Origin of the sequence: Paracoccus sp. (in: a-proteobacteria) (assembly GCF_030538495.1) — a bacterium.
GTDB lineage: Bacteria > Pseudomonadota > Alphaproteobacteria > Rhodobacterales > Rhodobacteraceae > Paracoccus.
Map to the genome: position 1 here is coordinate 59,476 of NZ_JAUNTW010000002.1, position 21,606 is coordinate 81,081.

The 21,606-nt window shown below is 62.1% G+C and carries 22 protein-coding genes; 15 read left to right on the forward strand and 7 right to left on the reverse strand.

The annotated features are described in order from the left end of the window. The first annotated feature begins 141 nt into the window (after positions 1 to 141). Positions 142 to 936 carry a class II glutamine amidotransferase gene (locus tag Q4G20_RS01895; RefSeq protein WP_303341573.1) on the forward strand — a complete coding sequence of 265 codons (795 nt, stop codon included), beginning with the start codon at positions 142 to 144 and terminating at the stop codon, positions 934 to 936. On the opposite strand, the gene Q4G20_RS01900 is transcribed toward Q4G20_RS01895, so the two are convergent. Both Q4G20_RS01900 and gatB read right to left on the reverse strand, forming a co-directional pair. Next, the gene (locus tag Q4G20_RS01900; protein WP_303341575.1) at positions 896 to 1,246 is read right to left on the reverse strand and encodes a DUF4177 domain-containing protein; all 351 of its coding nucleotides are present in this window, start codon (positions 1,244 to 1,246) and stop codon (positions 896 to 898) included. The two genes, Q4G20_RS01895 and Q4G20_RS01900, sit on opposite strands and share 41 nt — an antisense overlap. Continuing rightward, complete coding sequence (gene gatB, locus Q4G20_RS01905; RefSeq protein ID WP_303341577.1) at positions 1,243 to 2,757, reverse strand: Asp-tRNA(Asn)/Glu-tRNA(Gln) amidotransferase subunit GatB; 1,515 nt, start codon at positions 2,755 to 2,757, stop codon at positions 1,243 to 1,245. The genes Q4G20_RS01900 and gatB overlap by 4 nt, the downstream gene beginning before the upstream one ends. A gap of 258 nt (positions 2,758 to 3,015) precedes the next feature. Here gatB and Q4G20_RS01910 point away from each other — a divergent pair, with 258 nt between their 5' ends. Beyond that, the gene (locus Q4G20_RS01910) at positions 3,016 to 3,624 is read left to right on the forward strand and encodes a lytic transglycosylase domain-containing protein (RefSeq protein ID WP_303341579.1); all 609 of its coding nucleotides are present in this window, start codon (positions 3,016 to 3,018) and stop codon (positions 3,622 to 3,624) included. Here the strand turns inward: Q4G20_RS01910 and Q4G20_RS01915 are convergent. Beyond that, complete coding sequence (locus tag Q4G20_RS01915; RefSeq protein ID WP_303341581.1) at positions 3,621 to 5,135, reverse strand: YifB family Mg chelatase-like AAA ATPase; 1,515 nt, start codon at positions 5,133 to 5,135, stop codon at positions 3,621 to 3,623. The genes Q4G20_RS01910 and Q4G20_RS01915 overlap by 4 nt on opposite strands. Positions 5,136 to 5,265: 130 nt before the next feature. Between Q4G20_RS01915 and coaBC the strand changes: the two genes are divergently transcribed. The 10 genes from coaBC to uvrB all read left to right on the forward strand — a co-directional run bounded on the left by coaBC (position 5,266) and on the right by uvrB (position 17,076). After that, positions 5,266 to 6,513 (forward strand): bifunctional phosphopantothenoylcysteine decarboxylase/phosphopantothenate--cysteine ligase CoaBC, encoded by a 1,248-nt coding sequence (gene coaBC, locus Q4G20_RS01920; protein ID WP_303341582.1) that lies wholly within the window; start codon positions 5,266 to 5,268, stop codon positions 6,511 to 6,513. Further along, positions 6,510 to 7,577, forward strand: a complete 1,068-nt coding sequence (locus tag Q4G20_RS01925; protein ID WP_303341583.1) for a cysteine desulfurase family protein — start codon at positions 6,510 to 6,512, stop codon at positions 7,575 to 7,577. Before coaBC ends, Q4G20_RS01925 begins: the two co-directional genes overlap by 4 nt. Before the next feature lie 3 nt (positions 7,578 to 7,580). Then, positions 7,581 to 9,098 carry a Fe-S cluster assembly protein SufB gene (gene sufB / locus Q4G20_RS01930; protein ID WP_303341584.1) on the forward strand — a complete coding sequence of 506 codons (1,518 nt, stop codon included), beginning with the start codon at positions 7,581 to 7,583 and terminating at the stop codon, positions 9,096 to 9,098. Between the two features lie 42 nt (positions 9,099 to 9,140). Then, positions 9,141 to 9,896 carry a Fe-S cluster assembly ATPase SufC gene (gene sufC / locus Q4G20_RS01935; protein ID WP_303341586.1) on the forward strand — a complete coding sequence of 252 codons (756 nt, stop codon included), beginning with the start codon at positions 9,141 to 9,143 and terminating at the stop codon, positions 9,894 to 9,896. A 17-nt stretch (positions 9,897 to 9,913) separates the two neighbouring features. Further along, positions 9,914 to 11,236 (forward strand): SufD family Fe-S cluster assembly protein, encoded by a 1,323-nt coding sequence (locus Q4G20_RS01940; RefSeq protein ID WP_303341898.1) that lies wholly within the window; start codon positions 9,914 to 9,916, stop codon positions 11,234 to 11,236. Then, positions 11,209 to 11,727, forward strand: a complete 519-nt coding sequence (locus Q4G20_RS01945; protein WP_303341588.1) for a hypothetical protein — start codon at positions 11,209 to 11,211, stop codon at positions 11,725 to 11,727. Before Q4G20_RS01940 ends, Q4G20_RS01945 begins: the two co-directional genes overlap by 28 nt. Next, positions 11,724 to 12,308, forward strand: coding sequence for a Yip1 family protein (locus tag Q4G20_RS01950; RefSeq protein ID WP_303341589.1), 585 nt, complete (start codon positions 11,724 to 11,726; stop codon positions 12,306 to 12,308). The genes Q4G20_RS01945 and Q4G20_RS01950 overlap by 4 nt, the downstream gene beginning before the upstream one ends. After that, positions 12,305 to 13,516, forward strand: coding sequence for a cysteine desulfurase (locus Q4G20_RS01955; protein ID WP_303341590.1), 1,212 nt, complete (start codon positions 12,305 to 12,307; stop codon positions 13,514 to 13,516). Before Q4G20_RS01950 ends, Q4G20_RS01955 begins: the two co-directional genes overlap by 4 nt. A 102-nt stretch (positions 13,517 to 13,618) precedes the next feature. Beyond that, positions 13,619 to 14,833: an FAD-binding oxidoreductase gene (locus Q4G20_RS01960; protein ID WP_303341591.1), complete on the forward strand. Its 1,215-nt coding sequence runs from the start codon at positions 13,619 to 13,621 to the stop codon at positions 14,831 to 14,833. 59 nt (positions 14,834 to 14,892) lie between these two features. Next, positions 14,893 to 17,076 (forward strand): excinuclease ABC subunit UvrB, encoded by a 2,184-nt coding sequence (gene uvrB / locus Q4G20_RS01965; protein WP_303341593.1) that lies wholly within the window; start codon positions 14,893 to 14,895, stop codon positions 17,074 to 17,076. On the opposite strand, the gene Q4G20_RS01970 is transcribed toward uvrB, so the two are convergent. Together Q4G20_RS01970 and Q4G20_RS01975 are read right to left on the reverse strand one after the other, a co-directional pair. After that, positions 17,073 to 17,348 (reverse strand): hypothetical protein, encoded by a 276-nt coding sequence (locus Q4G20_RS01970; RefSeq protein WP_303341594.1) that lies wholly within the window; start codon positions 17,346 to 17,348, stop codon positions 17,073 to 17,075. The genes uvrB and Q4G20_RS01970 overlap by 4 nt on opposite strands. A gap of 9 nt (positions 17,349 to 17,357) precedes the next feature. Beyond that, entirely contained in the window at positions 17,358 to 17,861 is a 504-nt protein-coding gene (locus Q4G20_RS01975; RefSeq protein ID WP_303341596.1) for a superoxide dismutase family protein, read from the reverse strand. A gap of 117 nt (positions 17,862 to 17,978) precedes the next feature. Between Q4G20_RS01975 and Q4G20_RS01980 the strand changes: the two genes are divergently transcribed. Then, complete coding sequence (locus Q4G20_RS01980; RefSeq protein ID WP_303341598.1) at positions 17,979 to 18,290, forward strand: ETC complex I subunit; 312 nt, start codon at positions 17,979 to 17,981, stop codon at positions 18,288 to 18,290. A 34-nt stretch (positions 18,291 to 18,324) separates the two neighbouring features. Here Q4G20_RS01980 and Q4G20_RS01985 read toward each other — a convergent pair whose 3' ends face one another. Continuing rightward, positions 18,325 to 19,110 carry an alpha/beta fold hydrolase gene (locus Q4G20_RS01985; protein WP_303341600.1) on the reverse strand — a complete coding sequence of 262 codons (786 nt, stop codon included), beginning with the start codon at positions 19,108 to 19,110 and terminating at the stop codon, positions 18,325 to 18,327. Positions 19,111 to 19,203: 93 nt separating this feature from the next. On the opposite strand from Q4G20_RS01985, the gene Q4G20_RS01990 reads away from it, so the two are divergent. Together Q4G20_RS01990 and Q4G20_RS01995 are read left to right on the forward strand one after the other, a co-directional pair. Further along, positions 19,204 to 19,569 carry a hypothetical protein gene (locus Q4G20_RS01990; RefSeq protein ID WP_303341601.1) on the forward strand — a complete coding sequence of 122 codons (366 nt, stop codon included), beginning with the start codon at positions 19,204 to 19,206 and terminating at the stop codon, positions 19,567 to 19,569. 78 nt (positions 19,570 to 19,647) lie between these two features. Further along, positions 19,648 to 20,832: an MFS transporter gene (locus tag Q4G20_RS01995; RefSeq protein WP_303341603.1), complete on the forward strand. Its 1,185-nt coding sequence runs from the start codon at positions 19,648 to 19,650 to the stop codon at positions 20,830 to 20,832. Here Q4G20_RS01995 and Q4G20_RS02000 read toward each other — a convergent pair. Continuing rightward, positions 20,753 to 21,514 carry a DUF599 domain-containing protein gene (locus Q4G20_RS02000; RefSeq protein ID WP_303341605.1) on the reverse strand — a complete coding sequence of 254 codons (762 nt, stop codon included), beginning with the start codon at positions 21,512 to 21,514 and terminating at the stop codon, positions 20,753 to 20,755. The two genes, Q4G20_RS01995 and Q4G20_RS02000, sit on opposite strands and share 80 nt — an antisense overlap. Positions 21,515 to 21,606 lie beyond the last annotated feature (92 nt).

The following is a 21,606-nucleotide window of genomic DNA, read 5'->3' on the forward strand; positions in this document are numbered from 1 at the left end:
ACGGGGCGGGCTTTGGCCCGCCTTAACGCCGTAATTTAAGATCGCGGACCGCGTTAACTTTGGCATAACATTCCTGATGCGCGGCATAATTGGCTGTGTTATGTCGCGTCATGCAAATGTCGTAATCCGTTGGGGCAGGTTATGTGTCGCTGGGCCGCGTATATCGGGCAGCCGATCTTTATCGAAGATATTGTCAGCAAACCGCATCATTCGCTGATTCGGCAAAGCCAAGGCGCGCTGCGGTGTCATACCCCGGTGAATGCGGACGGATTCGGGCTGGCCTGGTATGGCGACCGCCCGGAGCCGGGGCTGTATCGTGACGTGATGCCGGCATGGTCGGACCCGAATCTGCGCAGTTTGGTGGCACAGGTGCGGTCGGGGTTGTTCATGGCGCATGTGCGCGCATCCACCGGGACCGCGACCAGCCGCAATAACTGCCATCCCTTTGCCGCGGGTCGGTGGTCGTTCATGCATAACGGGCAGTTTGGCGGCTATGACGGGTTTCGGCGCTATGCCGATGTGATGATTCGCGACGAACATTATCCCGACCGCAAAGGGGCCACGGATAGCGAGGCGTTGTTTCTGATCGCGCTTGGCGAAGGTTTGGATCACGACCCCAAGGGCGCGATGCAGCGGGCGATTGCGCGGTTGGAAAACCTGGCGCGGCAACGGGGCGGCCTGCCTTATGTTCGGGCGACTTGTGCGTTCTCGGATGGAGAGCGCCTGTTTGCCTGCCGTTACAGCAGCGATGAGCAAGCGCCGACGCTGTTTTATCGCTGGTCGGATACGCGGGCGGGCTGGGCCGTCGTGTCTGAACCGTTAGAGACGGACGAAACCGGCTGGCAAGAGGTGCCGGCCGGCAGTTTCTGCGTGTTCGACCGTCGCGATGTTCAGATCAGTGCGTTTTGTCCGGATCATCAGTCAGCGGCGGCGTAACGGGTTCGGGTTCCGCCACAGGTTCCGGTTCGTAAACCGGCGCCGGGATAAATTCGGGTTCGGCCACAATTTCGGGCAGGGCGCGGCGAAACACCAGAATATTGTGATAAACGGTCGTCCGCCCGGTCAGGCCGCTGCGTTCTTCGCTGGGCAGAACATCGGCGCGGACATAGTCCCAGCCATCCGCCGCCATGCGGTTCAGTTCCGCGCTCAGGGCGGCGGCGAAACGGTCGGTCGGGGTTTTCGACCCGGCGACCTTATCGGCGCGGGTCGGGGCGGGGATCACCGTATATTCATATTGCATCGTCATTCCGCCAGCTTTTTCGCAACCAGTTCATTGACCGCCGCCGGGTTGGCCTTGCCGCCCGTGGCTTTCAGCACCTGACCGACGAACCACCCCGCCAGTTTCGGGTTTTGTTTTGCCTTTTCAACCTGTTCGGGGTTGGCGGCGATGATGTCGTCAACGGCTTTTTCGATGGCGCCCAGATCGGTGACCTGTTTCATGCCGCGCGTTTCGACGATTTGGGCGGGGTCGCCGCCTTCGGTCCACAGGATTTCAAACAGATCCTTGGCGATTTTGCCGGAGATGTCGCCGCGCGCGATCAGGTCAATCACGCCGCCCAGTTGCGCGGCCGTCACGGGGGACGCGGCGACGGTCAAACCTTCTTTGTTCAGGCGGCCGAACAATTCGTTAATGACCCAGTTCGCGGCCTGTTTGCCGTCGCGGCCTGATGCCACAGCCTCGAAATAATTGGCGTTTTCGACCTCGGCGGTCAGAACGCCGGCGTCATATTCGGACAGACCCAGCACCTGCACAAAGCGCGCCTTTTTTTCGTCCGGCAGTTCGGGCATGTCGGCGGCGATGTCGTCCACCCACGCCTGTTCGATGTCCAAGGGCAGCAGGTCGGGATCGGGGAAGTAACGGTAATCATGCGCCTCTTCCTTGCTGCGCATGGACCGGGTTTCGCCGCGATCGGGGTCATAGAGGCGGGTTTCCTGCACGACTTTGCCGCCGTCTTCGATGATGGCGATCTGGCGGCGTGCTTCGTATTCAATGGCAGCCTGAATAAAGCGCAGGCTGTTCATGTTCTTGATTTCGCAGCGCGTTCCCAACACGCCGAAATCGCCGGTTTCGATGAACTTTTCGTAATCACCGGGACGGCAGACCGACACGTTCACATCGGCGCGCAGATTGCCGTTTTGCATATTGCCGTCGCAGGTGCCCAGATAGCGCATGATCTGGCGCAGTTTGCTGACATAGGCGGCGGCTTCTTCGGGGCCGCGAATATCGGGGCGGCTGACGATCTCCATCAAGGCAACGCCGGTGCGGTTCAGGTCCACAAAGGACATGTTCGGGTCCATGTCGTGGATGGATTTGCCCGCGTCCTGTTCCAGATGGATGCGTTCAATACGCACGCGGCGGGCAACGCCGGGGGCCATGTCGACGATCACCTCACCCTCGCCCACGATGGGGTGGTAAAGCTGGCTGATCTGATAGCCCTGCGGCAAATCGGGGTAGAAATAGTTTTTGCGGTCGAAGGCGCTGCGCAGGTTGATGTCGGCGCGCAGGCCCAGCCCGGTGCGCACGGCTTGGGCGACGCAAAATTCGTTGATGACGGGCAGCATCCCCGGCATGGCCGCGTCCACAAAGGCGACATTGCTGTTCGGCTCCGCGCCAAAGGTCGTCGATGCGCCCGAAAACAGTTTGGCGTTCGACGCGACCTGAGCGTGAACCTCAAGCCCGATGACCAGTTCCCAATCGCTTTGCGCGCCCGCAATCACTTTGGGTTGGGGGGCGGTATAGGACAGGTGGTCAAGCATTTCGTGCCTCTTTCATCGTGGTGGCGCGTGTTTAGGACAGGCGCGCGCCAATGTCACGGGTCTGCACGCGAATCGCGCCATCCCTGACAGCACATCATAAAAAGGTTTTGATTGGGTTAACAGGTTTCACCGCATCGGCGGATTTCCGACCATGCGCGCGGGTGCGTGGCGCGTTTCTGCCGACCCCACGGGCGGCGGATTGCGTGATTTTGTGGGTCGGGTATGCAGGCGGAACGAAAAAAACACCCCGAGGTTAGAATGCGCATCGCGCTGTCCCTTGCTGCCCTTGCCGTTGTCGCGGCCTGTCAGAGCGCCCCGCAGGCCACCACCCCCGCCCCCCAGACCACCGAAGCCGCGCAGATGTCGCTGGCGACGCCGCCGATGCGGTGGGGACAACGCAGCGGGTCGGATGCGTGGACGCGTGCGACTTTGGCGGCGCTTGATCGCGAAGGGGTGACGATCCTGTCGCGCGTGCCGCATGATATTGACGCGTTTTGTCCGAATTACGCATCGCTGAATGACACCGGGCGCAAGGCGTTTTGGGCGGGGCTGCTGTCGGCGGTTGCCAAACACGAAAGCACCTATAACCCGCAGGCGGCGGGCGGCGGCGGTCGTTGGATCGGGTTGATGCAGATCGCGCCCGCGACGTGGCAACATTATGGTTGTCAGGGAAATATCCGCGACGGAGCCGATAATATGTCCTGCGCGGTGCGGATCATGACGCGTCAGGTGGGCCGCGATAATGCCGTGGCGCATGATGGCAATGGCTGGCGCGGCGTGGCGCGGGACTGGGCGCCGATGCGCAACCCGGCCAAGCGCGCCGATATTGCCGCCTGGACATCGCGGCAATCCTATTGCGCGGGTTAACCGCCTGCGACAAAGGGCAGGCGATAGCTGATCGCCTCGGCCAGATGGGGGGGCATGACGCGCGCGCTGCCGTCCAGATCGGCAATGGTGCGCGCGGTGCGTAAAATGCGGTGATAGCCGCGCGCGGTCAGGCCCAGCCGTTCGGATGCCTTATGTATTAACGCGCGTCCGGCGTCATCGGGGGCGGCGATGTCGTCGAGCAGAGCGCCCGAGGCTTCGGCATTCACGCGCATATCGGGAATGTCGCGGTAACGCTGCGCCTGAAGATCGCGGGCGGCAGCGACGCGGGCGGCGATCTGGGCCGTGGTTTCGCCGCGGCTGGGCAGCTCCAGATCGTGAAAGCTGACGGCGGGAACCTCGATCCGCAGATCGAAGCGGTCCATCATCGGGCCAGAGATTTTGCCCATATAATCCGCCCCGCAGGTTGGCGCGCGGGGACAGGCGCGGGTCGCGTCGGCCAGATAGCCGCAGCGGCACGGATTCGCCGCCGCGATCAGCACAAACCGGCAGGGATAGCGGATATGCGCATTGGCCCGCGCGACCATGACCTGACCCGTTTCAATCGGCTGGCGCAGCGTATCCAGAACGGCGCGCGAAAATTCGGGGAATTCGTCCAGAAACAGCACGCCGTTATGCGCCAAACTGATCTGCCCCGGTTTCGCGCCACGCCCGCCGCCCACAATCGCGGCCATCGACGCGGTGTGGTGGGGTTCCTGAAACGGCGCGCGGCGTGACAGGCCGGTGTCCTTTAACAGACCGGCCAGCGAATGGATCATTGATGTTTCCAAAGCCTCGGCCGGGGTCAGGGGCGGCATCAGGCCGGGCAGGCGCGCGGCCAGCATGGATTTCCCGGCCCCCGGCGGGCCAACCATCAACAGATGATGACGCCCCGCCGCGGCGATTTCCAAGGCGCGTTTGGCGCGTTCCTGACCCTTCACATCCGACAAACAGGGGCCGAAGGTCGCGTCGGTCATCGGACCGGGCGTGGCGCGGGGCAGGGGCGCGCGGTCGGTCAGATGGTCGATGACCTGCCGCAGATGGTCGGGCGCCATGACGGGGACCGAATCAATCCACGCCGCTTCGCCTCCGCAGGCGGCGGGGCAGATCAGGGCGCGGTCATCTTCGGCTGCGGCAACGGCGGCAGGCAGGGCGCCCGCAACCGGAACCAGCCGCCCATTCAGTGCCAGTTCGCCCAGACAGACACAGCGCGCCAATTCGTCCGGCGGCACAATGTCCAATGCCGCCAGCACGGCCAAGGCGATCGGCAGGTCGAAATGCGACCCCTCTTTCGGCAGATCGGCGGGGGACAGGTTCACGGTCAGGCGTTTGTTCGGCAGCGCAATCGCCAAAGCACCAAAGGCCGCACGCACACGTTCGCGCGCCTCGGACACGGCTTTATCGGGCAGGCCGACGATGGCAAAACCGGGCAGGCCGGGGGTGGCAGAACACTGCACCTCGACCAGACGGGCTTCGACCCCTTCAAACGCAACGGAATAGGCGATTGCGACCATGTGACCTTTCCTTTTGTCACGAAGGTTAACCGATCAGGTGTTAAGATTGGGTTAACGTCGCTTTCCTTGCAGCCGGGGGGCGGCGCGGCTATCTGTGCAAAAGAAACGCAGGACAAACGGCAGGCGCGACATGAACGGCAAACGCATCCTTTTGATCGTCGGCGGGGGCATCGCGGCCTATAAGGTGCCGCAGCTGATCCGCCTGTTGCGCGGCGCGGGTGCTGCGGTCACCCCGGTTCTGACCCGCGCGGGCGCGCAATTCGTCACGCCGATGACCCTGTCGGTTCTGGCCGGGGAAAAGGTTCATGACGGCCTGTTCGACATCGAATCCGAAGCCGAGATCGGCCATATCCAATTGTCCCGCAACGCCGATCTGGTGGTGGTCGCCCCGGCGACGGCGGATCTGATGGCGAAGATGGCGCATGGCATGGCCGATGATCTGGCATCCACGCTGCTGCTGGCGACCGACAAGCGCGTGCTGATTGCGCCAGCGATGAATGTGCGGATGTGGGATCACCCGGCCACGGGGCGCAATCTGGAAACGCTGTGCGCGGATGGGGTGCTGACGGTGGGACCGGACAGCGGCGATATGGCCTGCGGCGAACATGGCCCCGGTCGCATGGCCGAACCCGAGGCGATCATGGCCGCGATCCAGTCCGCTCTGCCGGGGGCGGCGCTGCCGCAAGCTCCGCTGAAACTGCTGCCTGAATCGCAGGTGCGGCCCATGCCGCTGCGCAATCGCCATATCATCGTGACCAGCGGCCCGACGCATGAACCCATTGATCCGGTGCGTTATATTGCGAACCGTTCATCGGGCGCACAGGGAACGGCGATCGCGGCGGCGCTGCGGGATTTGGGCGCTCAGGTCAGTTTTATCACCGGCCCGGCGGCGGTTTCGCCCCCGCATGGCGTCGATGTGATCCGCGTGGAAACCGCGCGCCAGATGCGGGATGCCGTGGAAACCGCCTTGCCCGCCGATGCGGCGGTGATGGCGGCGGCGGTTGCCGATTGGCACGTCACCAACAGCACCGAACGCAAGATGAAAAAGGACGGCACAGGCCGCCCTCCGGCGTTAGAGATGGCCGAGAACCCCGATATTCTGGCATGGGTCAGCCAGTTGCGCGAACGTCGCCCGACGCTGGTTGTGGGCTTTGCCGCCGAAACTCATGATGTGATCACAAACGCGACCGATAAACGCGTCCGTAAGGGCTGCGATTGGATCGTGGCGAATGATGTCAGCCCGGCGACCGGCATTATGGGCGGCAAAGAAAACGCGGTGACGGTGATTTCGGCGCAGGGTGCGGATGCGTGGCCGCGCATGGGCAAAGATGCCGTGGCGCGGCGTCTGGCTGAACGCATCGCGCAGGCTCTGGAATGAGGGTGTATCTGGACCACAACGCCACCACGCCGCTGCGCCCCGAATCGCGGGCGGCTATGGCGGCGGCTATGGATGTGGTCGGCAACCCGTCATCGGTTCACGCCGAGGGGCGCGCCGCCAAAATGGCCATGGAGCGCGCGCGCGAAGAGCTGGCCGCCGCTTTGGGGGCCGAGGGTGCGGATGTCATCTTTACCAGCGGCGCGACCGAAGCGGCGGCGATGATCCTGTCCGGGCGCGGGTTGGCCTGCGCGCCGGTGGAACATGACGCGGTGCGGGCGTGGTGCGATCCGGTGCTGGCGGTTGATGGCAACGGTGCGGTGACGGTCGATGATCCGGCGCGCGCCACGCTGCAACTGGCCAACAGCGAAACCGGGGTTATTCAGGCTCTGCCCGCCGGTCTGGCCGTCAGCGATCTGACTCAGGCATTCGGGAAAATCCCGTTGGCGTTCAACTGGCTGAACATCACGGCGGGGTTTGTCAGCGCGCATAAGCTGGGCGGCCCCAAGGGGATCGGCGCGCTGATCCTGCGCAAAGGCACCGATATTGACGCGATCCTGCGTGGCGGCGGGCAGGAACAGGGACGCCGCGCGGGGACGGAAAACCTGATCGGCATCGCGGGCTTTGCCGCGGCCGCGACGGCGGCGCTGCGCGATCTGGATGCGGGGCTGTGGGACGGCGTGGCCGAACAACGCGACGCTTTGGAACGCCGCCTGCTGGACGCGGCCCCGGATGCGGTGATCGTGGGGCGGGGGGGCAAACGCTTGCCCAACACGACCTGCGTTCTTACATCAGGATGGAAAGGCGAAACGCAGGTGATGCAGATGGATCTGGCGGGATATGCGATTTCCGCAGGATCGGCTTGTTCGTCCGGCAAGGTCCGGGCCAGCGGCGTTTTGCAGGCTATGGGCTTTGACGATCAGCACGCCCAATCCGCGATCCGTATTTCCATAAGCCCGACTTTGGGCGCGGATCAGATGAACCGATTTGCGGATGCGTGGGAAACCGCGTATCAGCGTTGGCGCGACAGGCATGGCGCGGCACCGGCCCGCCAGATGGAAGGATGACAGATGAACACCACCGATCTTGAGGTGCGCGAAGGCGTGGACCGCGAAACGGTCGAAACCGTTGCCAATATGGGCAGCTATAAATACGGCTGGGATACCGAGATCGAGATGGAATATGCCCCCAAGGGCATTAACGAAGACATCGTTCGGTTGATTTCGGAAAAAAACAACGAACCGGAATGGATGCTGGAATGGCGTCTGGCCGCGTTCCGCCGCTGGCAGGGGATGGACGAACCCCGTTGGGCGTTGCTGGATTATCCTGACATTGATTATCAGGATCAGTATTATTACGCCCGCCCCAAAAGCATGGAAGAAAAGCCCAAATCGCTGGGCGATGTGGACCCGAAACTGCTGGCGACCTATGAAAAACTGGGCATCCCGCTGCGGGAACAGATGATTCTGGCGGGCGTCGAAGGGGCCGAAGGCGCTCCGTCCGAGGCACGCAAGGTCGCCGTTGACGCCGTATTCGATTCGGTCAGCGTCGGCACCACGTTTAAAGACGAACTGGCCAAAGCGGGCGTGATCTTTTGTTCGATTTCCGAGGCCATCCGCGAACATCCCGAACTGGTCCAGAAATATCTGGGGTCGGTCGTGCCGCCCAGCGACAACTTTTTCGCGACGTTGAACAGCGCCGTGTTCAGCGACGGGTCGTTTGTTTACGTCCCGCCCGGCACCCGCTGCCCGATGGAGCTGTCCACCTATTTCCGCATCAACGCCGAAAACACCGGACAGTTTGAACGCACGCTGATTATCTGTGATCGCGGCGCGTATGTCAGCTATCTGGAAGGCTGCACCGCCCCCAAACGCGACACCGCGCAACTGCATGCCGCCGTGGTGGAAATCGTGATTCTGGAAGACGCCGAGGTGAAATATTCCACCGTTCAGAACTGGTTCCCCGGCGATGAACAGGGCAAAGGCGGGATTTATAACTTTGTGACCAAACGCGCCGACTGCCGCGAGGCGCGGGCCAAGGTCATGTGGACTCAGGTCGAAACCGGGTCGGCGATTACATGGAAATACCCATCCTGTATTCTGCGCGGCGATGACAGCAGCGGCGAATTTTATTCAATCGCGATCGCCAATAATATGCAGCAGGCCGATACCGGCACGAAAATGATCCATCTGGGCAAAAACACCCGGTCGCGGATCGTGTCCAAGGGTATTTCCGCCGGTCAGGCGCAAAACACCTATCGCGGTTTGGTGACGATGCACCCGCGCGCCACGAACAGCCGCAACTATACCCAATGCGACAGCTTGCTGATCGGCGATCAATGCGGCGCGCATACGGTCCCCTATATCGAGGTGAAAAACACCAGCAGCCGCGTGGAACACGAAGCGACCACAAGTAAGGTTGACGATGACCAACTGTTCTATTGCCGCAGCCGTGGCATGGACGAAGAAGAAGCCGTCGCACTGGTCGTCAACGGGTTCTGCCGCGAAGTGTTGCAGGCCCTGCCGATGGAATTCGCCATGGAGGCGCAAAGCCTGGTCGCGATCAGCCTGGAAGGTTCGGTCGGTTAATCATTCGGGCGTGCGCGCCCTCGCCCTACGCTTGAGGAAAAGATGCTGAAAATTGAAAACCTTCACGTCAAACTGGAAGACGAAGATAAACAAATCCTGAAAGGTCTGTCGCTCGAGGTGCCTGCGGGGCAGGTTCATGCGATCATGGGGCCGAACGGGTCGGGGAAATCCACCCTGTCCTATGTCCTGTCGGGGCGTGATGGATACGACGTGACCGACGGATCGGCCAGCCTTGACGGTGACGACCTGCTGGAGATGGAGCCCGAAGAACGCGCCTCTGCCGGGTTGTTTCTGGCGTTTCAATACCCAGTCGAAATCCCCGGCGTGGGCAATATGACCTTCCTGCGCACGGCCGTGAACGCGCAGCGCAAAGCGCGCGGCGAAGATGAATTGTCGGCGGGTGAGTTTCTGAAAATCGTTCGCGCCAAAGCCGCTGAATTGCAGATTGACGGCGATATGCTGAAACGCCCGGTCAATGTCGGCTTTTCGGGGGGCGAGAAAAAGCGCAACGAAATCCTGCAAATGGCCATGCTGGAACCCCGCATGTGCATCATGGATGAAACCGATTCGGGTCTGGATGTGGACGCCATGCGTCTGGTGTCCGAAGGCGTGAACGCGCTGCGCAGCCCCGACCGGTCGTTCTTGGTCATCACCCATTATCAGCGCCTGCTGGACCACATCAAACCCGATGTCGTGCATATCATGGCGGATGGTCGCATCGTGAAATCGGGCGGCCCGGAACTGGCCTTGCAGGTGGAACGCGACGGTTACGGCGATCTGCTGGCGGAGGTCGGTTAATGCCGCACGCCCTTGATATGAAACGAAAGCTGACCCCGGTTATTGTGGGCGGGAAAAAAGACCCCGCCGCATTGGATGCGCGTCTGGATGCGCTGAGCCTGCCCTCGGGCGGGTGGGCGGCGGCGGCGCGCGCGGATGCCTTGGCGCGGTTGCGCGATATGGGCCTGCCCGGTCCGCGCGACGAATACTGGCGGTTCACCGACCCGAAACTGTTTAACGCGCCCACGCCCGAACCCTTTGCGGTGACGGTGCCAAACCCCTATGCGCCGCTGTTTGGCGATGTGGACCGGTTGAAGCTGGTCTTTGTCGATGGCGTGTTTGACGCGGACCAATCCGATGATCTGACACTGGACGGGGCCGAAATTTCCATTCTGTCCCAAGTGGATACGCAACCCGACCACTGGGCCGCAGCATATTACGGCAGGTTGGAATCCGCCGGTCAAAACCCCGTGCCGCGCCCCTTTGCGGCGCTGAACACGGCGGCGGCGACCGAAGGCGTGCTGATCCGCGTAACCGGGAAACCCGCGCGCCCGGTGCATATCATCCACGAACGCAGCAGCGATGCGGCGGATGTGATGTGGCACCACGTTATCCGGGTCGAAGACGGCGCGGAATTAACCCTGTTGGAAAACGGGGTTGTGGGCGCGCGGTCGAACGGCGTGATCGAAATGGATCTGGCCCCCACGGCCAAGCTGCACCACATCGCCGCGCGCCGTGCCGGTCATCGCAAGGTCGGCGTGTCGCATATCTTTGCCCGCGTGGATCGCGCGGCGGTGCTGAAAAGCTTTACCCTGTCGGTGAATGGCACGGTCATGCGGCACGAAGGCGTGATTGATATGGTCGGCGATGACGCGGTCGCGCATATCGCGGCGGCGGTCTTGGGCGACGGCGCGGTCGGGGATTTCCACCACGACGACACCGTGTTCATCATCCACGGCGCCGAACGCGGCGAAAGCCGTCAGGTGTTCAAAAAGGTGCTGAAAAACGGCGCGCGCGGCGTGTTTCAGGGCAAGATTCTGGTCAAACCCGGCGCGCAGAAAACCGACGGCTATCAGATCAGCCAGTCGCTGTTGCTGGACGAAGACAGCCAGTTTCTGGCAAAGCCCGAACTGGAAATCTATGCCGATGACGTGAAATGCAGCCATGGGTCAACCACGGGTGCGATTGACGAAACGGCGCTGTTCTATCTGCGCAGCCGCGGCGTGCCAAAGGATCGCGCGATTGTGTTTCTGGTCCTGTCCTTCCTCGCCGATGCCTTGGACGAGGTCGAGGATGAGACCCTGCGCCAAGAACTGATTGATCGGTTGGAAGCGTGGCTGACCCGTCGCGCCAAAGCATGACGCGCCCGCCCGAAGGCATGGTTCTTCGGGTGCTGCGCAGTTGGTGGGCTCCGCGCCGGGTGGTGCGGGGCCTGTCCGACATGCCGGATCGGGTGATGCTGGCGGTGCTGATGCTGGCGATGCTGATTAACCTGATCGCGCAGGCGCCGATGAACGCCCGTCTGGCGCAGATTGACCCATCCGTCCCGTTCGAGGCGCGGATGGGCGGCGCGCTGATGGCGGTGATGTTCATGATGCCGCTGCTGGCCTATCTGTTTGCGACGGTGGTGGCGTGGCTTTCTCGGTTAACGCCGTGGCGGTTGACGGACGCACATTCCCGGCTGGCGCTGTTCTGGGCGCTCTTGGCGGTTTCGCCGGCGATGCTGCTGTCGGGGCTGGTCGCGGGGCTGATTGGGCCGGGGCCAGCATTAACCCTGACGCGCGCGATTGCGGGCGTGGGATTTCTGTTCATCTGGGGGGCCGGGCTGTCGGTTTTGGCGAAACGAACATGACACTGGATGATCTGAAATCACTGATTGCGCTGACCCTGCGTGAACCGCGTCAGGCGGCGCATTGGTTAATGGCGCAGGGCTGGCCGATGCAACTTCGCTGGATGGCGCTGCTGCTGGCGGTGTCTCTGTCGGGCGTGTTGGCGGCCATATCCATGTATCTGTTCCCGCCGCCCGCTGACACGCCGTCGATGCTGCCGCGCGAACCGTTCATGCTGGCCGTGATGCAATTCGCGGCGATCACGCTGGCCGGTTGGCTGATGGCATCGGTCGGGCAGATGTTTGGCGGGCGCGGTCAATTCCCTGACGCGCTGTTGCTGGTCACCTGGATCGAGGTGATCCTGCTGCTGGTCCAAACCGTGCAGATCGTGGTGGGCCTGATTTTGCCGGGGGCAAGCGTCTTGATCGGTATTTTGTCCATCATGCTGTTCCTGTGGCTGACCGTCCACTTTATCAAGGCGCTGCATGGCTTTGAAAGCACGCCGAAAATTCTGATCGTGATGTTTGCGACAGTGTTCGCGGTGGGCTTTGTCCTGTCCTTTGTCGCGGTTTCTTTGGGCTTTATGCCGCAGGTGGCTCCATGAGTTTTGACGTTCAGAACATCCGCGCCGATTTCCCGATCCTTGGGTTAAGTATTGGCAAGAAGCCATTGGTTTATCTGGACAATGGTGCCAGTGCACAGAAGCCGCAGCAGGTGATCGACGCGATCAGCCGCGCCTATCAGGGCGAATATGCGAATGTGCATCGCGGCCTGCATTATCTGTCGAATCTTGCGACCGATAATTATGAACGTGTGCGCGGCATTATCGCGCGTTTCCTGAACGCCCCGCATGAAGACGAGGTGATCTTTGCCAGCGGCGCGACCGAGGCGATTAACCTTGTCAGCTATGGCTGGGCCGCGCCGCGTTTGCAGGCGGGCGATGAGATCGTTCTGTCGGTTCTGGAACATCACGCCAATATCGTGCCGTGGCATTTCCTGCGCGAACGTCAGGGCGTTGTGCTGAAATGGGTTGAACCCGAACCCGATGGCAGCCTGCCGCCGGAAAAGGTTTTGGCGGCGGTTGGGCCGAAAACGCGGTTGATCGCGGTCACGCATATGTCGAATGTCACCGGCACCGTGGTTGACGTGGCCGCAATCGCGCGCGGCACCGATGTGCCGGTTCTGGTCGATGGGTCGCAGGCGGCGGTGCATATGCCGGTCGATGTCGGCGCGCTTGGCGTCGATTTTTACTGTATCACCGGGCATAAGCTTTATGGTCCGTCGGGGTCGGGTGCGATCTGGATCAGGCACGACCGTCAGGCGGAAATGCGCCCGTTTCTGGGCGGCGGCGATATGATCCGCACCGTGACGCGTGATGCGGTTGAATATGCCGATCCCCCCCTGCGGTTCGAGGCTGGCACCCCCGGCATCGTGAACCAGATCGGGCTGGGTGTTGCGCTTGAATACCTGATGACGATTGGCATGGACAACATCTCCGCGCATGAACGGCACCTGCGGGATTACGCCCGCGACCGTCTGCGCGCCCTGAACTGGTTGCAGATTCAGGGCGACGCCCCGGACAAAGGCGCGATTTTTTCGATGACGATGCAGGGCGCGCACGCCCATGACATTGCCACGATTCTGGACAAGCGCGGCATTGCCGTGCGCGCGGGCAGCCACTGCGCGATGCCTCTGATGCAGTTTTTCGGGGTCACGGCAAGCGCGCGTGCGTCATTCGCGATGTATAACACCACCGACGAAATCGACGCGTTGATCGAAGGATTGACCTTTTGCCGCGACCTTTTCGCGTGAATCGTGCAAAGATTCGCGCGGCCGCCGCAGATCGTGCGAAATTCCTTGCCTGAATCGGTGATTGCCTGCATCTGATTGTGAAACGGGTCGATGGGGGAACCGATGGCTGAGATTCTGGTATTGGGCGCGGGTATGGTCGGGGTCAGCACCGGGCTGGCCTTGCAAGCGCGCGGTCACGACGTGACCATCATTGAGCGCGGCGTTCCGGGGCGCGAAACCAGTTATGGCAATGCGGGCCTGATCCAGACCGAGGCCGTGGAACCCTATGCCATGCCGCTGGCGCCGGGGGCGTTGCTGCAAATCGCACTGGGGCGCGGCTATGATGTCAAATGGAACCTGCCGGGGCTGACCTCGCAATTGCGGGCGGTGCTGACCTATGCGTTGAACTCGCTGCCTGCCGCGCATCGGCGGGCGTCGCAGACATGGGGCAAGCTGATCCGCCAATCGACCGACCGCCACGGCCCCCTGATCGCGGCCGCGGGTGCCGACAACATCATCCGCCGCGACGGCTATATCGAGGTGCATCGCACCCCCGCCCGCATGGACAAGGCCCGCATCGTGGCGCAGCGTTTTCTGGACGAATTCGGGGTTCAGGCGAAACTGCTGGACGGCAAGCAATTGCAGGCCCTCGAACCGTCGATAAAAATCGAGGTTGCGGGCGCAACCCATTGGACCGACAGCTGGAATTGTTCCGATCCCGGCGGGCTGGTTGCGGCCTATGCGGCGCTGTTTGAACGGCGCGGCGGGCGGATTTTGAACGCCGATGCGGGCGATTTGCACCGCCAAGGTGCCGCGTGGGTCGTGGATGAGGCCGAGGGCGAACATGCCGTCATCGCCTTGGGGCCGTGGGCGCCGATGCTGACCGAACGGTTCGGGCTGCATGTTCCGATGGTCTATAAACGCGGCTATCACCGCCATTATCACATGGATATGCCGCCAAATCACCCGATTGCGGATTTTGGGAACTCGGTCGTGTTGTCGCCGATGCGGCGCGGGCTGCGGATTGCGACGGCGGCGGAACTGACCCCGCATCCGCGCCTGACCCCGCCGCAATTGCGCCACGGGGAAAAGGCCGCGCGCGAATTGTTCGATCTGGGCGCCCCGGTCGAGGCTGAACCCTGGACCGGTCGCCGCCCCTGTATGCCGGACATGCTGCCGGTTGTTGGCCGCGTGCCGGATCAGCCGAATCTGTGGGCGCATTTTGGGCATGGGCATCAGGGCTTTACGCTGGGGCCGGTGACGGCGGAAATTCTGGCCGACGAAATGGATGGCGGGCAGGGCTGGGTTGAAATGTCGCCCGCGCGCTTAAAACGTTAACCACGGTTGACTTTCGCGCGGCGGCACACACCTTAACCGCAGCGCGAAAGGATTGCCCGATGGGTCACAACAACACAAACGCCCCCGTGGCGCGTTTCCCCGAAGTCACCCGCCCCAAGCTGGAAGGTGGGCGGCGTTTTGTCATGCACAGCGAATTTGAACCCGCCGGCGATCAGCCGACCGCGATTGCGGAATTGGCGCAGGGGGTGCGTGATGGCGAACATAATCAGGTTTTGCTGGGCGCGACGGGGACCGGCAAAACCTTTACTATGGCCAAGGTGATTGAGGAAACGCAGCGCCCGGCGATTATTCTTGCGCCGAACAAAACGCTGGCCGCGCAGTTGTATGGCGAATTTAAGGGGTTTTTCCCGGAAAATTCGGTCGAATATTTCGTCAGTTATTATGACTATTACCAGCCCGAGGCCTATGTTCCCCGCAGCGACACCTATATCGAAAAAGAATCGCAAATTAACGAAGCGATTGACCGGATGCGCCATTCGGCAACGCGGGCATTATTGGAACGCGACGATGTGATTATCGTGGCGTCGGTGTCGTGTATTTACGGCATCGGCAGCGTCGAAACCTATTCCGCGATGACGCAGGATATGGTTGTCGGGCAACATTACGATCAACGCGAATTTCTGGCCCAGTTGGTTGCGCAACAATATCGCCGTCTTGATGCCAGCTTTCAACGCGGCGGTTTTCGGGTGCGCGGCGATCTGGTCGAATTATGGCCCGCCCACCTTGAAGATCGGGCATGGCGGTTTGATTTCTTTGGCAATGAATTAGAGGCGATTACCGAATTTGATCCTCTGACCGGTGCAAAAACTGATAATTTCAAACAAATTCGGATTTACGCGAACAGCCACTATGTCACGCCGCGTCCGACGATGCAGCAGGCGACCAAGGGTATTCGCAAAGAATTGGCCGAACGGTTGAAACAACTGACCGACGAAGGAAAGCTGTTGGAAGCGCAGCGTCTGGAACAGCGCACCAATTTCGATCTGGAAATGTTAGAGGCGACCGGCGTGTGCAACGGCATTGAAAATTACAGCCGTTATCTGACCGGGCGCGCGCCGGGCGAACCGCCCCCGACTTTGTTCGAGTTCATCCCCGACAACGCCATTGTTTTCGCGGATGAAAGCCATGTCAGCGTGCCGCAGATCGGCGGTATGTATCGCGGTGACTTTCGCCGCAAAATGACGCTGGCGGAACATGGGTTCCGTCTGCCGTCCTGTATGGATAACCGGCCGCTGAAGTTCGAAGAATGGGACGCCATGCGCCCGCAATCGGTTTTCGTCAGCGCCACCCCTGCGAAATGGGAAATGGACCAGACGGGCGGCGTATTTGCCGAACAGATTATCCGCCCCACGGGTTTGTTGGACCCGAAAATCGAAATCCGCCCGGTCGAAATGCAGGTCGATGATCTGCTGGATGAGGTGCGCAAGGTCAGCGCCGCAGGTATGCGAACGCTGGTCACGACCCTGACCAAACGCATGGCCGAGGATTTGACTGAATATCTGCACGAACAGGGTATTCGCGTCCGCTATATGCACAGCGATATTGATACGATTGAACGCATCGAAATCTTGCGCGATTTGCGGCTGGGTGCGTTTGATGTTTTGGTCGGTATTAACCTGCTGCGCGAAGGTTTAGATATTCCCGAATGTGGTCTGGTCGCCATTCTGGACGCGGATAAAGAGGGGTTCCTGCGGTCTGAAACCAGCCTTATTCAAACCATTGGCCGCGCCGCGCGGAATGCTGATGGCCGCGTGATTATGTATGCCGATAAAATTACCGGCAGCATGGAGCGCGCTATGGCGGAAACGGAACGCCGCCGGGCGCGTCAGATGGCCTATAACGACGAACACGGAATTACGCCGCAGACCGTGCGTAAAAATGTGGATGATGTTCTGGCGGGGCTGTGGCAGGGCGATACGGATCAGTCGCGCATTACCGCGACCGTCGATAAGCCGATGATCGGTGCGAATTTGGCCGCGCATTTGGATGCCTTGCGCGCGCAAATGCGCAAAGCCGCCGAAAATCTGGAGTTCGAGGAAGCCGCGCGTCTGCGGGACGAAGTCAAACGGCTGGAGGCCGTCGAACTGGCCGTGTCCGATGACCCGCTGGCCCGCCAATCCGCGATTGAACAGGCGGCCGAGGATGCGGTGAAATCGTCGGGCCGGTCCACGGCGGGGCGTGCGGGGCAGCGGGGCGGGAACAAACGCCCGAAGCGGCGTTAACCGCAATCGGCCCGCGTGATCCACCCTTTTTCATCGACATGAACGACGATGCGGCCGGGGCGGTCATTTTGCGGCGCAACGCCGCCGGGGTTGACCACGACCATGCGCTGACCGGGCAGGGGGTAGACCTCGCCGATGTTCATGCCGGTGATGGCGGGCGGAGCCTCGCCCTGACAGGTGCCGGGGGCCATGACGGCGCGGGCGTGATCTGACTGAACCCCGGCGCAGGCGGCCAGCAGCGTGGGCAGGGCAAAGATGGCAATGTAACGCATGACGTCCCCTTATTCCGATTTGAACACACCGCAGGCGATGCGGGTGCCGGCGTCTCCGGCGGGTTGGCTGGTGTGATCGTCGGCATGGGCGTGGATCATAAAGGCCGATCCGTCGTCATCCATCAGCAGATCGACCGACAGATCCGGCGCGAAATATTCAACCGTCACATCGCCGCTGGCCGGGACATGGATATTCGGCAAATCCCCCACATGCGGGCCGTTTACCGCCATGACGCCGTGATCCTGCCCCTCAACCGCCAGATGGCCGCCTGCGGTTTGGAAATCGGGGCCGTCGCAGGCACCGGTTTCATGGATATGCACGGCCAGACTGCCTTGGGGCAGGCCGGTGAGTTTCAACAGCAGGTGCATCACGCCGGACGGCGTTTCCGCCGCCGTGACCAGCCCGTGATTCGTGCCGTCCGCGCCGGTGACGGTCGCGCTGAAGGTGTCGGCCTGAGCGGCTCCGGCCAGCGTCAAGCCGGTAAGGACGGGGATCAGAAAACGCAGGGTCATGGGACATTCCTTGGTTATGCGTTGCGGTAACGTCGCAGGTGGCGCAGATGTTCCCGCGGGGCTTGCAACCGCGCGCGGCTTTGGCGATAAACCGGCAGTCAGTCAGAGGATGTTGCGATGATCGTGCGCATTTATCAGCCCGCCCGAAATGCCATGCAATCCGGCACCGCCCGCACGCGTGCTTGGGTTCTGGAGTTCCCGCCCGCCGATGCGCGCGAGATTGACCCCCTGATGGGCTGGACCAGCAGCGACGACACGCAAAGCCAGGTGCGCCTGAGTTTTGAAACCCAGGCCGAGGCTGTGGATTACGCCGAACAAAATGGTTTGGCCTTTGTGGTCGAAGAATCGCATCCCCGCGCGGCCAATATCCGCCCGCGTGGTTACGCCGATAACTTTGCGCCCGACCGCCGGACGCCTTGGACGCACTAAGCCAAAGGCCCCGATTGGGGCCTTTTTTGTTGCGTTATTCCGCTGCGTCCCCATCCCGCAGAAACGCGAACAGGGTGTCGGCCACGGCCTCGGGGCTGTCGGCATGCAGCCAATGGCCCGCGTTTTTCAGCGTCACGATCCGCGATTGCGGGAAATAATGGCGGGCCGCGGCTTCGCCTTGGGTCGTGACGTAATCCGACCGATCGCCGCGCAGCATCAGGGTTTTGCCGGGAAAGGTGCCTGCGGGCAGGCCATCGGGCCAGCCCACCAATTGCGGCATATGTTCACGCAACGCCCGCAGGTTCAGCCGCCATTCCAGCGGTTGCGCCCGCAGATCAAGGTTTTGCAGCAAGAACGCCCGGATGCCCGGATCCGGCACGCGTTCGGCCAGCCGTGCATCGGCATCGGACCGGCGGGTCAGGTGGGACAGGTCCACGGACTCCATGGCGTCGATATGGGTGGTTTGGCTGTGGCCATAGGCAATCGGCGCAATATCCATCACGACCAGCCGCCGCACCAATTCGGGATGGGTCAGAGCCAGAACCATCGACGCTTTGCCGCCCATGGAATGACCGACCAGATCCACACGCCCGCCCAGATCCGCGATCAGTTCCGCCAGATCCCCGGCCATAGCGGCATAGCTGTTGTCGTCGCTGTGCGGGCTGGCCCCGTGATTGCGCATATCGGCCAGAACGACGCGCCGCGTCTGCGCCAGCCTGCGCGCCTGAGCGCCAAGGTTGCGCCCCTGACCAAACAGGCCATGGACCATCAGAACGGGCAGGCCCTCATCGGCCCCGGTGATTGAGTGATTCAGCTTCATACCGACAGGTTAAGCCGTCTGGCGCGCCGCCACCATCCCCGTTATGCTGTGGCCATGATGGGAAAAACGGTAACATTCGATCAGATTAGGCCGATGGCGGACGATGTGGCGCAATTGATGGCGTCCCGTTTCGGCGGCGCCCGCCGGGGCGAAGCCGTAACGCTGGACACCATGATGCGCCGCCGGGGGGCGGCTTTGCCCGCGCGGCTGCGCAAACGCGCGGCGCTGCTGGCGCAGGCGGATTTATGGGCGAACCAGCCACGGATCGCGCGGCAACTGCCCGCCGATGATCTGCGCCGCGCGCATGACGCATTGGTCGCGCATTTGCAGCCGCTGGGCGAAATATCGCGGTTCCAAGGGCGCCTGATCGGGCTGGGGGCGTCGCTTGCACTGGCGCTGCTTATTCTGGCAGCGGTCGCGATCTGGATCGCGGTGCGGCGCGGTATGCTGGGCGTGTAACGCCGCCTTGCCGGAAATGCTCTTGCCAGCCGCTGCGATGATGTTAGGGCTACCTGCGCCCTAACCGCGGAACCCATCATGACCGATCAACGCAACCCGTTTTACGCCATCCTTGCGCTTGCTTTGGGGGCCTTTGCGATTGGCACATCGGAATTTGCGGCCATGGGGCTGCTGCCGTTTTTTCAATTGGATCTGGCGCTGACGGAATCGCAGGCGGGCCATGTCATCAGCGCCTATGCACTGGGCGTTGTGGTGGGCGCGCCGATCACGGCGATTTTGGGCGCGCGGCTGCCTCGGCGGCGCTATCTGGCGGGTTTGATTGCCTTTTTCGGGGTCGTGAACCTGCTGGCCGCTGCTATGCCGGGGCTGTCATCGCTGGTCGGCGCGCGGTTTCTGGCGGGGCTGCCGCATGGCGGTTTTCTGGGCGTAGGGATGCTGTTTGCCGCCGATGCGATGCCGCGCGACCGCCGCGCGCAGGGCGTGGCGCAGGTCATGATGGGGCTGACCATCGCCAATATCGTAGGCGTGCCATTCGCCGGGATGCTGGGCCAAACGGTGGGCTGGCGATTCGGTTTTGCGCTGCCGGGGGTGATTGCGCTGCTGTCGGCCTGGGCCATTCTGGCGGTCGCGCCGCGCGTGGGCGGCAACCCGAATACGCGTCCTTGGGCCGAGTTTCGCGCCCTGAAAAACGCCCGCGTGCTGTGGGTGCTGGCCATTGGCGCGATTGGGTTTGGCGGCATGTTTTCGGTCTATGCGTTCCTGACGGCGGCGATTTTGGCCACAACCGACGCGCCGGGCTGGGCCATTCCGCTGACGCTGGCGATGTTCGGCGTGGGCGGCACGCTGGGGACCTATGCGGCGGGGCGTTACACGGGCTGGCTGGGCTGGCGGCGCGCGGCGTGGCTGTCGCTGATCGCTATGGCCGCGACGCAGGGCTTTGCGTCCTTTGCCGTGGGCAGCTGGCCGCTGATGGTGTCATCGTCGTTTTTCATGTCGTTGGCGGCGGGGCTGTTCATCCCGCTGCAAAGCCGCCTGATGGATGTCGCCGGGTCCGCGCAGAATATGGCGGCGGCGATGAACCATGCGGCCTTTAACGCGGCGAACGCCTTGGGTCCGTTTCTGGCCGGTCTGGCACTGGCCGCCGGTTGGGGCTGGCAATCCAGCGGGATCGTGGGGGTTGCGCTTACGGCTGCGGGGGGTGTTGTGCTTGGACTTGCCGGATGGTGGGATCGGACAAGACCGGAGCCGGCAGAGCGCGCATAAGCACCCGCCGCGAATTGGAATTGAACTCGCGCCGCCACGTCACGAACAGCACAACCCCCGCGCCAATCATCAGCCCCCACGCGCCCGCCAGCCAGCCCAGCGATCCAAGCGCAAAATACACGCTGCGCAGCCCGGCGTTGAAACTGCGCGCAGCGGTGATGTTCAGATCGGCGGCCTGCATCGCGCGCTCCATAGCGGCGGGGTCATTGGCCTTGTTCGGGACGGCGGCCATGGTGACGGCGCAGTAACCAAACAGCCGGTGCGACCAGACGAATTGCAAAAACGCATTGGCCACGAAAAACATCGTCACCAACAGGCGCAATTCCCAACCGGCATTGGCGGCGTCCTGCATTTCCAGTTCCTGCACGATGCCGCGCAGCCGTTCGCCATTGCCGATCAGCGCCAGCAGCCCGCCCGTCGCAATCATACAGGCCGAGGCAAAGAAAGACGTCCCTTGCCGCAAACTGGCCAGAATATTGCTGTCCACGATCCGGTTATCGCGGGCGACGAATTGGCGCATCCATTCGCGGCGAAACCGCTTCATCAATTCTGACACGGACGGCGTGCCTGCGGGCGGATGTTCTGTCAGCCAGCCGATGCCAAACCAGCCCGCAAACAACAGAAAAAGCGCCAGAAAATCCGGCAGGCGCAGCGTATGCAACAGGGCAATGTCAAATGTCATAGCGGCATTTTAATCGTTGGCCGCGCGCCTTGAAAGCCCCCGAATGGGTGCATATCGTCATAATGAAGGAACGCGATGATCACATGAGGGAC